This window comes from Plantibacter sp. Leaf314 (assembly GCF_001423185.1).
In the GTDB taxonomy this organism is placed as follows: domain Bacteria; phylum Actinomycetota; class Actinomycetes; order Actinomycetales; family Microbacteriaceae; genus Plantibacter.
Genome location: NZ_LMOB01000001.1, coordinates 1,288,120 through 1,302,015, shown reverse-complemented (window position 1 = coordinate 1,302,015; position 13,896 = coordinate 1,288,120). Strand labels below are relative to the sequence as shown.

At 68.8% G+C, this 13,896-nt stretch carries 10 protein-coding genes; all 10 read left to right on the top strand.

Translation table 11 applies throughout. The features are described from left to right. Positions 1-19 precede the first annotated feature (19 nt). The 10 genes from ASF68_RS06150 (at position 20) to ASF68_RS06105 (ending at position 13,795) form a co-directional block, all read left to right on the top strand. On the top strand, positions 20-988 hold the full coding sequence (locus ASF68_RS06150) for a MoxR family ATPase (RefSeq protein WP_056008184.1): 969 nt from the start codon (positions 20-22) through the stop codon (positions 986-988). Beyond that, a complete protein-coding gene (locus ASF68_RS06145; RefSeq protein WP_056008180.1) occupies positions 985-2,358 on the top strand; it encodes a DUF58 domain-containing protein in 1,374 nt (457 codons plus the stop codon). Before ASF68_RS06150 ends, ASF68_RS06145 begins: the two co-directional genes overlap by 4 nt. Continuing rightward, entirely contained in the window at positions 2,355-4,796 is a 2,442-nt protein-coding gene (locus ASF68_RS06140; protein WP_056008177.1) for a transglutaminase-like domain-containing protein, read from the top strand. The genes ASF68_RS06145 and ASF68_RS06140 overlap by 4 nt, the downstream gene beginning before the upstream one ends. Before the next feature lie 37 nt (positions 4,797-4,833). Further along, on the top strand, positions 4,834-5,475 hold the full coding sequence (locus ASF68_RS06135) for a hypothetical protein (protein ID WP_056008174.1): 642 nt from the start codon (positions 4,834-4,836) through the stop codon (positions 5,473-5,475). A 137-nt stretch (positions 5,476-5,612) separates the two neighbouring features. Then, on the top strand, positions 5,613-7,076 hold the full coding sequence (locus tag ASF68_RS06130) for a DUF4878 domain-containing protein (protein WP_056008171.1): 1,464 nt from the start codon (positions 5,613-5,615) through the stop codon (positions 7,074-7,076). A gap of 346 nt (positions 7,077-7,422) precedes the next feature. Next, positions 7,423-7,797: a 30S ribosomal protein S12 gene (rpsL, locus tag ASF68_RS06125; RefSeq protein ID WP_056008169.1), complete on the top strand. Its 375-nt coding sequence runs from the start codon at positions 7,423-7,425 to the stop codon at positions 7,795-7,797. Further along, positions 7,797-8,267: a 30S ribosomal protein S7 gene (gene rpsG / locus ASF68_RS06120; RefSeq protein ID WP_056008166.1), complete on the top strand. Its 471-nt coding sequence runs from the start codon at positions 7,797-7,799 to the stop codon at positions 8,265-8,267. The genes rpsL and rpsG overlap by 1 nt, the downstream gene beginning before the upstream one ends. A gap of 87 nt (positions 8,268-8,354) precedes the next feature. Further along, positions 8,355-10,469, top strand: coding sequence for an elongation factor G (gene fusA, locus ASF68_RS06115; RefSeq protein ID WP_056008163.1), 2,115 nt, complete (start codon positions 8,355-8,357; stop codon positions 10,467-10,469). Between the two features lie 141 nt (positions 10,470-10,610). Continuing rightward, positions 10,611-11,801, top strand: a complete 1,191-nt coding sequence (gene tuf, locus ASF68_RS06110) for an elongation factor Tu (RefSeq protein ID WP_056008160.1) — start codon at positions 10,611-10,613, stop codon at positions 11,799-11,801. 224 nt (positions 11,802-12,025) lie between these two features. Then, complete coding sequence (locus ASF68_RS06105) at positions 12,026-13,795, top strand: DUF4012 domain-containing protein (RefSeq protein WP_056008157.1); 1,770 nt, start codon at positions 12,026-12,028, stop codon at positions 13,793-13,795. Positions 13,796-13,896 lie beyond the last annotated feature (101 nt).

Here is a 13,896-nt window from a genome sequence, read left to right as displayed (position 1 = left end):
CCGAAAGCAGCCCACCCCTATGACTGTCACGCAGGAACAAGCCACCTGGTTCGCCGACGCGTTCGGCAAGCTCGTCGGCAACGTCGAGCAGGCCATCCTCGGCAAGGAGCACGTCATCAAGCTGGTCGTCACGGCGATGCTCTCCGAGGGCCACGTGCTCCTCGAGGACTACCCGGGCACGGGCAAGACGGTGCTCGCGAAGGCGCTCGCGAACACCCTCGACGGCACGAGCTCCCGCATCCAGTTCACGCCGGACCTCCTGCCCTCCGACGTCACCGGGGTGACGATCTACGACCAGGGCAAGGGGATCTTCGAGTTCCACAAGGGACCGATCTTCGCCTCGATCGTGCTCGCCGACGAGATCAACCGCGCCTCGCCGAAGACGCAGTCGGCGCTCCTCGAGGTCATGGAGGAGGGCATCGTCACGATCGACGGGACGAGCTATGACGCCGGCAAGCCCTTCATGGTGATCGCGACGCAGAACCCGATCGAGCAGGCCGGTACCTACAAGCTCCCCGAGGCGCAGCTCGACCGCTTCCTCATCAAGACGACGCTCGGCTACCCCGACCGCCAGACCTCGGTGAACCTCCTCCTCGACGCGTCCAACCGGGCCCGGGCGACGAAGGTCCAGCCGATCATCGCCTCCAGCGCGGTCATCACCATGGCGCAGCTCGCGACGGAGGTGCACGTCGACGGCAGCATCCTCGAGTACGTCGCCGACGTCGTCGCCGCCACGCGTGACGACCAGGACGTCGCGCTCGGCGTCAGCATGCGCGGCGCGTTGGCGCTCGTGCGTGCGGTGAAGACCTGGGCGATCTCCCAGGGCCGCACCTACGTGACCCCGGACGACGTCAACGACCTCGCCCAGGCCGTCCTCGCACACCGCATCATCGTCGACCCCGAGTCCGACTTCGCCGGCGTGACGGCCCAGGACATCGTCTCCCGGGTCCTCGTCAGCATCGCTCCGCCGGCCTACCGCGCAGCATGAGCGAGACCCTCGAGCAGCGCGCCACCCCCGCGCCGGACGGACCCGACGCGGTCCGGGCGGCGGCGGTCGGCGCGCCGGTCGAGGGCTCACTGGACGGTGCCGGGCAGTCGGGGGACGCCGCGCCCGCGGCCGGGCCGAACCCGATCCGTCGCATCGTCGACGGGGTGGGCGCCGTCGTCGGCCCGTGGGCGAAGGTCGCCTGGGACGCCGCGAAACCCGTGCTCGACGTCGTCAGCGGTCTCGGCTGGGTGGTCCTCGGCATCGGGGTCGTCGCGACCGTCGCCGGCTTCATCCTCGGGTGGGCGGAGCTCGTGTTCCTCGGGTTCGTGCCCCTCGCCGCGATCCTCGCCTCCGTCGCCTACCTGTTCGGCCGGTCGACGTTCCGCATCTCCATCCACCTGAACCCCAGCCGGGTCACCGTCGGCGAACGCGCCATCGGGCAGGTCCTCATCGCCAACCCCGGCGGCCGCGCGACGACACCGACCCGCCTCGAGGTCCCAGTCGGCTACGGGCTCGCCGAGTTCGCGATCCCGGCGATCCCGAAGGACGGCGAGCACGAGGAGCTCTTCGCCGTCCCCACGAACCGGCGTGCCGTGATCCCGGCCGGCCCCGCCGTCTCCGTCCGCGGTGACCAGCTCGGGCTCCTCCGCCGAGAGGTCCGCTGGACGGAACCGGTCGAGCTCTTCGTGCACCCGGAGACCACGCGGCTGCACCCGACCGCCGCCGGACTCATCCGTGACCTCGAGGGCCTCGTCACCAAGACGATCACGAACAACGACATTTCCTTCCACGCGCTCCGCGGCTACGTCGCCGGCGACGACCGGCGCTACATCCACTGGAAGTCCTCCGCGAAGACGGGCCAGCTCATGGTGCGGCAGTTCGAGGAGACGAGACGGTCGCAGCTCACCATCGTGATGACGACCGACTCCCGCTACTACGCCGACGACGAGGACGAGTTCGAGTTGGCGGTGTCCCTCACCGCGTCCATCGCGACCCAGGTGATCCTCGACCAGGTGCCGATCAGCGTCGTGACCGACCGGCTCGCCCTGCGGACCCACACGGTGACCTCTTTCCTCGACGACAGCTGCCGCCTGCAACTGGCCGAGGGGACGTTCGAGACGCCGCGGACCTTCGCCCGGGAGACCACGAAACGGCTGCCCGCTCCGAGCGTCGTCATCATCGTGGCCGGTTCGCGGCTCGAGGCCCAGGAGTACCGGGGTATCCAGCGACTGTTCGGCCCCGACGTCAACGTCTTCGGCATCCGTGTCGAACGGGGCGCGCGAGCGAGCATCAAGGACGTGGCCGGCATGAACGTGATGACGGTGGGCGCCCTCGGCGATCTCGCCAAGGTCATGTCGAGGGCCCTGTGAGCGGCGTCGACGAGCGCACGACCGTGCGTCCACCGTCCGCGGCCGCCGATGTCGACGTGCAGGGCATCGTCCCGACGTTCGTCGCGCCCTGGCCGCTGCCCGGTCGATCCTGGATCGACCTCGTGGTGGTGTTCGTCCTCGCGGCCATCGGTCTGCTCGGCTTCGGTGCCGCACTCAGCGGCACCGGGTTCCTCCTCGCCGGCCTCGGCGGGCTGGTGCTCGGACTCGCGGTGGGGGTCGCGTCACACGCGCTGCGGTTGAACGCCATCCTGACGGGGCTCTCGACCGTCCTCCTCTTCTACCTCTTCGGCAGCGCCCTCGCGATGCCGTCGGCGGCGACGTTCGCGGTCCTGCCGAACCTGCGGACGCTCGGTGGGATCAGCATCGGTGCGGTCTTCGGGTGGAAGGACTTCGTCACCCTCCAGACACCACTGAGCGCGCCCGCCTACATCATGACCCTGCCGTACGTGGCGGGGCTCCTCGTCGGCGTCGTGTCCGCCGTGCTCGCCGTGCGCTGGCTGCCGCGTCGCCCGCAGATCGCGGTCCGCTGCGCCGTCGTCCTGGTCGGCCCGACCGTCCTGTACGCGGTCGGCGTGCTCCTCGGGACCCAGACGCCGTTCCTCGCCGCCGTCCGGGGGATCGCCTTCGCGCTGATCGCCCTCCTCTGGCTGGGCTGGCGACCGGGAGCCGGACGTGGGGAGAACGCCGCCGCGTCGACCACCGCGGTCCTCCGTCGCAAGAAGATCGTCGGCACCGTGGTCCTCGCGGCCGTCGCCGTGGTCGTCGGCGGGGGTGCGGCCGTCGTGGCCTCGCCGCCCGCGGACTCGCGCTTCGTCCTGCGCGAGGTCGTCACGCCGCCGTTCGACCCCCTGGAGTACCCGAGTCCGCTCGCCGGCTTCCGCGAATACACGAAGGACCTCGCCGAGACGAAGTTGTTCACAGCCACCGGGCTCGAGCCGGGGGACCGCATCCGGCTCGCGGCAATGGACAGCTATGACGGGCGCCTCTGGACCGTGTCCGGGCCCTCGACGGCCACCGACGGGTCCGGTGCCTTCGAGCTCGTCGGTGATCAGCTCCCCGGGCCGCAGCTCATCACGAAGGGCGGCGACCGACGCGTGTCCATCGACGTCACCGGGTACGACGACATCTGGGTGCCGAGCGTCGGCTACCCCAGTGCGTTCACCCTCGACGGCAAAGCGTCGGAGCGATCCGAGGACGTCCGCTACAACGCCGAAAGCGGGGCCGCCGTCATCACCTCGGGCCTCGGGGAGGGCGACGACTACGAGGAGCGGACCACGACGCAGGCGGTGCCGAGCGACACGTTCCTCGCGACGACGCCGACCGCCCCGGTGGACCTGCCCCCGGTCACCAACATCCCCGACATCGTCGTCGCGAAGGCCTCCGAGTTCGTCGGGACCGAGACGACGCCCATGGGACAGTTGCGGAGGATCGAGCAGACGCTCCGCACCACGGGGTTCCTCAGCCATGGCCTCGCCTCCGACAGCTCGCCGTCGCGGGCCGGCCACGGCGCCGACCGCATGTCCGAGCTCTTCACCCGCACGCCGATGGTGGGCGACGAGGAGCAGTACGCCTCGGCGTTCGCGCTCATGGCCCGCTCGCTCGGGTACCCCGCACGGGTCGTCATGGGCTTCGCGCCCGAGGTGACCGAGGGTCAGGGTTCGGTGCAGGTCGTGGGTGACGACGTCACCGCGTGGGTCGAGGTGCCGTTCGAGGGTTACGGCTGGGTCGCCTTCTCGCCGACGCCGGACGAGACGGAGATCCCGCAGGACCAGGACCCGAAGCCCAAGACCGAGCCGCAGCCGCAGGTGCGCCAGCCGCCGCGCAGCGACAACCTCGACGACAGCCTCCTGACCGAGGCGTCGATCGACGACGGCGACGACGACGACAAGGACGACGGATTCGTCATTCCGGAATGGGTGTGGTGGGTCGCCCTCGTCGTGGGTGTGCCGGTGTCGCTGTACGTCATCCCGCTCCTGGCCATCGCCGGCGCGAAGCGTCGCCGCACGAAGCGACGGCGCGCCGGGAGCGGCGACCGCCGGGCAGCCGGCGCGTGGGACGAACTCGTCGACCGCTACGCCGAACTCGGGTACAGCGTGCCGGCGGCGGCCACCCGGTCGAGCACGGCGACCGCCCTCGGCACGCAGGAACCGGACGGAGCCACGACGCTGACGTCCCTCGCCGGGACGACCGACGACGCGGTGTTCTCCGGCCGGGACGTCGACGACGCGACCGCCGAGGAACTGTGGCGTCGGTCCGAGGCGGAGTCGTCGCGTGCCCAAGGGGCGCTCGGCTGGTTCGCCCGCCAGCGGAGTCGGTTCCGGTACCGCGCGAAGCGCAGCATCGTGAGTCGTCTGCAGCCGCCGTCGTCCCTCCGGGGACGGTCCGCGGGCGGGCAGCGCGCCGACGGTCGTCGCTGAGGTCCGATCCGCCGTCGAGGCGCTACCCTCGGTGAGTATGGAGCGCTCGCTCGAGACCACGGTGAGCCAGGCCGTCGACGCCTGGCTGCGGTGGTTGCCGCGCTGGCATCCCGCCGCGCACCGCGGGCGCACCAGGATCTGCCGACGGTGCATCGGTTCACCGGTGCTCCGCGCCGCGGGCCTCGTGGACGACGTCCCGCATCAGGTGCAACACGGCCTGGCGACCCGCATGAAGACGATCGTCGACCACGCGGTCGCGGAGTACACGGACCGGAACCTGCCGATCCTGCGCGCTGAACTGCGGGCGGCCGACCTCCGTGAGGCGCAGCGGGCCTACCGGCCGGGGGAGGGGCTCGACCCCGAGTTCGACGGACTCCAGCTCGACCCCGATCCGGATCCCGGCCAGCCGTACCTCTTCACCCTGACCGAGCTCGGTGCGTCCCAGGCGCGAGCCGTGCCGCCCCCGCCGCCGCTGTCGGACGACGCGAAGGAGGCGTTGCGCACCGAGATCGCCCTGGCCGACCAGTGCGCGAACGAGACCGGTCGCCGGGTGTGCGAACTCCTCATCGGACACCGCCGGGCCATCCACGACGCGATCGAACGGTACGTGGAACCGCAGGTGGCGGCGCTCCTCGACGATCTCGCGCTCGAACTCGATTCGCCGACGTCCCCCTGGTAGTCGCCTCCGCCTGGGAGGCGTCGGGGTCTTCCCGGACCCAGGAGGGGAGATCTCCCCATCGTGCTGTCCAACAGGCGTCACTATACTTTCGAGCACTTGTCAGCAGCACGATCCATGCTCATTGGGGGCGCAACACCATGACCGGTCCAGGAGATCAGAACCCGCAGCAGCCCCAGTGGCAGCAGCCGCCCGCTCAGCCCGACCCGCAGCAGGGCTGGCAGGGCAACGGCCCGCAGTCCTCCGCCTCGGGCCAGCACCCGACGGGGCAGTCCGGCCAGCAGTCGCCCTACGGGCAGTCGCCGACGCAGCCGTCGGGGTCCGGCGACCAGCAGTCCGGCCAGTACGGTCAGCAGCAGGGCCAGTACGGCCAGCAGACCGGTCAGTACGGACAGCAGTCGGGTCAGTACAGCCAGCAGTCCGGTCAGTACGGCCAGACGGGCCAGTATGGGCAGACGGGTCAGTACGGCCAGCAGGACACGGGCCAGTACGGCCAGCAGCCCACTGAACAGTACGCACAGGCACCGGGCGGGTACGGCCAGGCACCGTACGGCCAGGGCGGCGGTTCGTACGACGGCGGTGCCGGTCAGCCGCCCAAGAAGAAACTGTCGAAGAAGGGCCTGACCGGCATCATCGCCGGTGGCAGCGCGCTCCTGCTCATCATCGTCGGCGGCATCGTCGGCGTGAGCATCGGCAACTCGCTCCATGCGCCCGAGGTCACGGTCAAGGCTTACCTCGACGCGCTGAAGGCGGGCGACGCCGAGGAGGCGCTGAAGCTCTCCGGCACCGAGGTGTCCGACGCCGACGTGCTCCTGACCGACGAGGCGTACAAGGAGGCCTCGGGGAAGGTCTCGGGGTACACGATCGGCAAGACGACCACGAGCGGCGACACCGCGACGGTGCAGGCACGACTCACCCAGGGCGGCGAGAGCGTCGACCAGGAGTTCACGCTCACGAAGGTCGGGAAGGACGCCGTGCTCTTCGACAAGTGGAAGCTCGAGGCGCCCGAGCTCAGTACCGTCCAGGTCGACGTGGTCGCACCGGATGACGCCGTCGCGACCGTCGGCGGGGTGGACCTGACGGACGTCGAGCCGATCGCCGAAGGCTCCTACCAGCTGCGGGCGCTCCCGGGCACCTACGACGTCGCCCTCAGTGAGAGCGACTGGTACTCGGCTGAGGCCACGACCGCGACGGCGCTCGGCTACGGACAGACGGCTGAGCCGGCCACCCTCTCGGTCGCGCTCACCGACGCCGGGACGACGGCGATCGAGGAAGCCGTCAACACCTACATCGACGGCTGCGGAGCGTCGACCGAGATCGCGCCGACCGGTTGCCCCTACGAGATCCGCAACGCCACCGGCTACACCCCCTCCGGCGTGACCTGGACGTTCGACACCCGCCCGACCTTCACGGTCGGCGAGTTCAACGGCACCGGGTGGAGCGTCGAATCGGAGACCGTCGGGCGCATGTCGATGACGTGCACCCTCACCGACCCGGCCACCGGCCAGACCGGCCCCGGCGGCGGCGGCCCCGTCGACTTCAACGTCGGCGGCACGGTCGAGGGGTTCACGGACGAGGGCGCGACGTTCGTCCCCCTGCCGTAGACCGACAGCTGGACGACCCCTGGGAGCACGGCTTCCAGGGGTCGTCGTCGTTTGACCGCAGCTCCGGCTCGGGCTAGTCTTGGTTGGGTGTGCGCACTGTCGTGCGCTCTCGTGCTGTCCGCCTTCCTCGGAGGGTGACTCGCGGAGCGGACGCCCGTCTCGCACCATCGGGTGGATCCCGGCCGGGCTGGTCCCGGCAGTCGATCGCCCCCACGGCATACCCACCATCCAAGCGACGCGCATTCGCGCGGCGCCGGTGGGTCCATACGACCTCGTGATCCGGGAGACCGGCCCACGAATGCTGCAGTACCACTGTCACCGTGCAGTCATCATCAAGGAGCTAGTAGTGCCAACCATTCAGCAGTTGGTTCGGAAGGGCCGCAGCCCCAAGGTCGTCAAGACCAAGGCGCCCGCCCTGAAGAGCAACCCGCAGCAGGCGGGTGTGTGCACCCGCGTGTACACCACCACCCCGAAGAAGCCGAACTCGGCGATGCGCAAGGTCGCCCGCGTGAAGCTGCGCAACGGTACCGAGGTCACCGCGTACATCCCCGGTGAGGGCCACAACCTCCAGGAGCACTCGCTGGTCCTGGTCCGTGGCGGTCGTGTGAAGGACCTCCCGGGTGTCCGTTACAAGATCGTCCGTGGCGCCCTGGACACGCAGGCCGTCAAGAACCGCAAGCAGGCTCGCAGCCGCTACGGCGCGAAGATGGAGAAGAAGTAATGCCTCGCAAGGGTCCAGCTCCGAAGCGCCCCGTCGTCGCCGATCCCGTTTACGGCGCCCCCATCGTCAGCCAGCTCGTCAACAAGATCCTGCTGGACGGCAAGAAGGGCCTCGCTGAGCGCATCGTCTACGACGCACTCGAAGGCGTCACCGCCAAGAACCAGCAGGATGCCGTCGTCACGCTCAAGAAGGCGCTCGACAACGTCCGTCCGACCCTCGAGGTGCGTTCGCGCCGCGTCGGTGGTTCCACCTACCAGGTGCCGGTCGAGGTCAAGCCTCACCGCGCCAACACCCTCGCTCTCCGCTGGCTCGTGAGCTACGCGAAGGGCCGCCGCGAGAAGACGATGACCGAGCGTCTCCAGAACGAGATCCTCGACGCATCGAACGGTCTCGGTGCAGCCGTCAAGCGTCGTGAAGACACGCACAAGATGGCCGAGTCGAACAAGGCGTTCGCGCACTACCGCTGGTAGTCGCCGCCCGATGCGAGGGCGGACGATCCGTCCGCCCTCGCATCACCGAGTGAATCAGCTCACCCCTACCTATCCCCGGAGGACCCCGTGGCACAAGACGTGCTCACCGACCTGAACAAGGTCCGCAACATCGGCATCATGGCCCACATCGATGCCGGCAAGACCACCACCACCGAGCGCATCCTGTTCTACACGGGCGTCAACCACAAGATCGGCGAGACCCACGACGGTGCGTCGACGATGGACTGGATGGCGCAGGAGCAGGAGCGCGGCATCACGATCACGTCCGCCGCGACGACGTGCTTCTGGAACAAGAACCAGATCAACATCATCGACACCCCCGGCCACGTCGACTTCACGGTCGAGGTCGAGCGTTCGCTCCGCGTCCTCGACGGCGCCGTCGCCGTGTTCGACGGCAAGGAGGGCGTCGAGCCCCAGTCCGAGACCGTCTGGCGTCAGGCCGACAAGTACGACGTCCCGCGCATCTGCTTCGTCAACAAGATGGACAAGCTGGGCGCCGACTTCTACTTCACGGTAGACACCATCATCAGCCGCCTCGGCGCCAAGCCGCTGGTCATCCAGCTGCCGATCGGTGCAGAGTCCAACTTCGAGGGCGTCGTCGACCTGGTCGAGATGCGCGCACTCACCTGGCGTGGAGACGCCAAGGGTGACGTCGAGATGGGCGCCAAGTACGCCATCGAGGAGATCCCGGAAGACCTCAAGGAGAAGGCGGCCGAGTACCGCACCGCGCTCCTCGAGGCCGTCGCCGAGACCGACGACGCACTCATGGAGAAGTACTTCGGTGGCGAAGAGCTGACCGTCGCGGAGATCAAGGCCGCGATCCGTCACCTCACCATCACCAGCACCATGTACCCGGTCCTCTGTGGCTCGGCGTTCAAGAACCGCGGCGTCCAGCCGATGCTCGACGCGGTCATCGACTACCTGCCCTCCCCGCTCGACGTCCCCGCCATCGAGGCGCACGACGCTCGCGACGAGGAGAAGGTCGTGGAGCGTCACCCCGACTCGACCGAGCCCTTCACCGCGCTCGCGTTCAAGGTGGCCGTGCACCCGTTCTTCGGTCGCCTGACGTACGTCCGCGTCTACTCGGGTCGTCTCGACTCGGGTGCGCAGATCATCAACTCCACCAAGGGCAAGAAGGAGCGCATCGGGAAGATCTTCCAGATGCACGCCAACAAAGAGAACCCGGTCGACTTCGTCACCGCCGGTCACATCTACGCGGTCATCGGCCTGAAGGACACCACCACCGGTGACACCCTGTCCGACCCGCAGAACCAGGTCGTCCTCGAGTCGATGAGCTTCCCGGAGCCCGTCATCGAGGTCGCGATCGAGCCGAAGACCAAGGCCGACCAGGAGAAGCTGGGCACCGCGATCCAAAAGCTGGCCGAAGAGGACCCGACGTTCCGCACCGAGCAGAACACCGAGACCGGCCAGACCGTCATCAAGGGCATGGGCGAGCTCCACCTCGACATCCTGGTCGACCGCATGAAGCGCGAGTTCAACGTCGAGGCCAACGTGGGCAAGCCCCAGGTCGCGTACCGCGAGACCATCAAGCGCAAGGTCGAGAAGTACGGCTACACGCACAAGAAGCAGACCGGTGGTTCGGGTCAGTTCGCGAAGATCCAGTTCGATCTGGAGCCGATGGACGTCACTCCGGAGACGACCTACGAGTTCGTGAACGCCGTGACCGGTGGTCGCATCCCGCGCGAGTACATCCCGTCGATCGACGCCGGCTTCCAGGACGCCCTGCAGGTCGGTGGCCTCGCCGGCTACCCGGTCGTGGGTGTCAAGGCGATCGTCACCGATGGTGCGGCGCACGACGTCGACTCCTCGGAGATGGCGTTCAAGATCGCCGGCTCGATGGGTCTCAAGGAGGCCTACTCGCGTGCCAACCCCGTCCTCCTCGAACCGCTCATGGCGGTCGAGGTCCGTACTCCTGAGGAGTACATGGGCGACGTCATCGGTGACCTGAACTCCCGTCGTGGACAGATCCAGTCCATGGACGACGCCACCGGCGTCAAGGTGATCCGTGCCAACGTCCCGCTCTCCGAGATGTTCGGCTACATCGGCGACCTCCGGTCGAAGACCTCTGGTCGTGCCGTGTACTCGATGACCTTCGAGAGCTACGCGGAGGTCCCGAAGGCTGTCGCCGACGAGATCATCCAGAAGAACAAGGGCGAGTAGTCACTCACTCTCTCTTCACCGCGGTCCGGCCGGGTGTGCGAACACCCAGCCGGATCGCGTAACATGAATACACATCCCTGCAGTGCGTCGGGCATCGAATGGTGCCCGCCGCCCCGCACAACGTCCTGAGGAGGACTCACAGTGGCAAAGGCCAAGTTCGAGCGGACCAAGCCGCACGTCAACATCGGAACGATCGGTCACGTCGACCACGGCAAGACCACGCTCACCGCGGCGATCTCGAAGGTCCTGGCGGACAAGTTCCCGTCCGCGACCAACGTGCAGCGCGACTTCGCGTCGATCGACTCCGCGCCGGAAGAGCGTCAGCGTGGTATCACGATCAACATCTCGCACGTCGAGTACGAGACGCCGAAGCGCCACTACGCGCACGTCGACGCCCCGGGTCACGCCGACTACATCAAGAACATGATCACCGGTGCTGCGCAGATGGACGGCGCGATCCTGGTCGTCGCCGCCACTGACGGCCCGATGGCACAGACGCGTGAGCACGTGCTGCTCGCCAAGCAGGTCGGCGTCCCCTACCTGCTCGTCGCGCTGAACAAGTCCGACATGGTCGACGACGAGGAGATCCTGGAGCTCGTCGAGCTCGAGGTCTCCGAGCTCCTCGCCTCGCAGGGCTTCGCTGAGGACGCTCCGGTCGTCCGCGTTTCGGGCCTCAAGGCGCTCGAGGGCGACGAGAAGTGGGTCCAGAGCATCCTCGACCTCATGGACGCCGTGGACGAGAACGTCCCGGACCCCGTGCGCGACAAGGACAAGCCCTTCCTCATGCCGATCGAGGACGTCTTCACGATCACCGGTCGTGGAACCGTCGTCACGGGCCGCGCCGAGCGTGGCACGCTCGCGATCAACTCCGAGGTCGAGATCGTCGGCATCCGCCCGACGCAGAAGACGATCGTCACGGGTATCGAGATGTTCCACAAGCAGCTCGACGAGGCATGGGCCGGCGAGAACTGTGGTCTCCTGCTCCGTGGCACGAAGCGTGAAGACGTCGAGCGCGGCCAGGTCGTCGTCAAGCCGGGTTCGGTCACGCCGCACACGAACTTCGAGGGCACCGCGTACATCCTGTCCAAGGATGAGGGTGGGCGTCACAACCCGTTCTACGCGAACTACCGTCCGCAGTTCTACTTCCGCACCACCGACGTCACCGGCGTCATCACGCTGCCCGAGGGCACCGAGATGGTCATGCCTGGCGACACCACCGACATGACCGTTGAGCTGATCCAGCCCATCGCCATGGAGGTCGGCCTCGGCTACGCCATCCGCGAGGGTGGCCGCACGGTCGGCGCCGGCACCGTCACGAAGGTCCTCGCGTAAGCATCAGCTGACGCAAGTACCTGATCGGCCGTCCGCGGTCGAGTCGGTTCCACGAAGGGCCCGGAGCGTATGCTCCGGGCCCTTCGTCGTTCCCTGATGCTCGCAGCAGATGTTCAGCGGTGGCGTGTAATATATGAGACGTCTGCCAACCCGGGCAACATCACCCACCCGAGGTCCACGTGTCCCGCTCGTCCTCCACTCCACGCCGCCGCTTCCGACCCCGCGTGCTGATCCCCTGTCTGCTCGGGGTGTCGGTCCTCCTGGGCGCTGGAGTCGCGACGGTCTCCGCAGCGACGCACGCCCTGGGCGTCCGTGACGAACTCGTCGCCGCGCTGCCGGAACTCGAAGCGGTGCGGGCCGGCGTCGGCGGAGGCGGTGCGGAGGGTGTCGACACTGAGGCCTTGGATCGCGCGGGGCGCGCGGTGGAACGTGCCCTCGAAGTCACCCGGGGCGTCGACTGGTGGATCGCCGAGCGGGTCCCCGTCGCCGGGGCCAACTTCGAAGCCGTCCGAACAGCCGTCGAGGCGGCGCACGTGGTCGTCGACGACGTGCTGGAACCGGTCCTCGCCCTGCCGCTCGACGGCCTCGCGGTCGACGGTCGGCTCGACACCGTGCGGCTGGGTGAGATCGCCCGGACCTCCGCCCGGGCGCTCGAGCGACTGGAGGAGCAGGTAGCGCGGCTCGACCGCCTCGACCGCTCGGCGCTGCTCCCACAGGTGTCCGCGGCGCTCGGCGGCGTCGACGGACCACTGCAGGATGCCTCGTCGCTCAGCGCCAGCCTGGCGCCGGTGCTCCGCGCGCTGCCCGGGCTGCTGGGGGAGGACGGTCCGCGTGATGTGGCGGTGCTCTTCCAGAACTCGGCGGAGAGCCGTGCACTCGGCGGGATCGCCGGCGCTTCGGTCCTCGTCCACATCGAGGACGGGGTGCTCGACGTGACCCGGACGCTCTCGGCCGCGGACTTCGTGGCCCATGCCGATCCGGTCCTGCCGCTCCCGGCAGACACCGACGAGCTCTACCGAAGCGACGGCTATGCGCTCGCCGGCACCTCCATCCACGAGGTGACCGCTCGCCCGGACTTCCCCTATGGCGCGCAGGTCGCGTCCCAGCTGTGGCAGGAGAGCCAGGGGGTCGAACCCGACCTCATCCTCGCGGTCGACCCCGCTGCCCTCTCCTACCTCCTCAGGGCGACCGGCCCGGTCGCCCTCGACGACGGCTCGGCGATCACGAGCGACACCCTGGTCGCGCGGCTCCTGAACGGCGTCTACCGGGAGCACCCCGGCCTGACGGATGAGGCGAACCGCGCCCAGGACGCGACCTTCACCTCCACCGTGCAGGCGCTCGTCGCCCAGCTGCAGGGTGGTGCGGTCGACGTCCCGCAGGCGGTCGAGGCCTGGGCGCAGGCGGTGGACGAACATCGTCTGCTCGCTTGGAGCCCTGACCGGGTCGAGGAGCGGGCGCTGGTGCTCGCGGGGGTCGGGGGAGCGGGCCCGGAGCGCTCGGATCGAGCTGCCTCCTTCGGTCTCTACCTCGCCGACGCCGTCGGTTCCAAGCTCGAGTACTACCTGCAGCAGCGGGTGCGGGTCGCCGCAGGCTCCTGTGCTGCCGATGGCACGCGTCCGGTGACGGTCTCGTCCGCGTTCACCAACACGATCGACACCGAGGCGTCACTCGGGTCGGAGGAGTTCGACTACATCGCGGGCTTCTACGAACGGGAGGGGCTCGAGCGAGGCACGATCCGCCTCCGCATCATGGCCTACGCCCCCGACGACTCCGCGATCCGCGCGGTCCGAGTCGGTGGTGTGGACGTCCCGTACGTGTCGGGGAGCGACGACGGACGGCCGGTCGCGTACGCGATCGTGAGCATCCCGCCCGGCGCGACGGTCACGGTCGAGGTGGAGGCGTCGATCGAGGGTTCAGCCGTGGACGAGGTGGTCTTCGACGGCACCCCGGGGGTGCATCCGGTCGAGGTCGAGAAGGCCGTGGACCCCTGCTGAGGAGCGGCCCGGAGACTGCTGGAACCCCCGAGACTGGGCGGATCCTGACCATCCTGAGATCGCGACACGCCCGGGTTGCACGCATGGTGGATCCGTGGCAA

Bases quoted from the DNA above. Each gene is read 5' to 3' on its own strand.
- ASF68_RS06150 (WP_056008184.1), top strand. From the start codon at position 20: ATGACTGTCACGCAGGAACAAGCCACCTGGTTCGCCGACGCGTTCGGC.
- ASF68_RS06145 (WP_056008180.1), top strand. From the start codon at position 985: ATGAGCGAGACCCTCGAGCAGCGCGCCACCCCCGCGCCGGACGGACCC.
- ASF68_RS06135 (WP_056008174.1), top strand. From the start codon at position 4,834: ATGGAGCGCTCGCTCGAGACCACGGTGAGCCAGGCCGTCGACGCCTGG.
- ASF68_RS06130 (WP_056008171.1), top strand. From the start codon at position 5,613: ATGACCGGTCCAGGAGATCAGAACCCGCAGCAGCCCCAGTGGCAGCAG.
- rpsG (WP_056008166.1), top strand. From the start codon at position 7,797: ATGCCTCGCAAGGGTCCAGCTCCGAAGCGCCCCGTCGTCGCCGATCCC.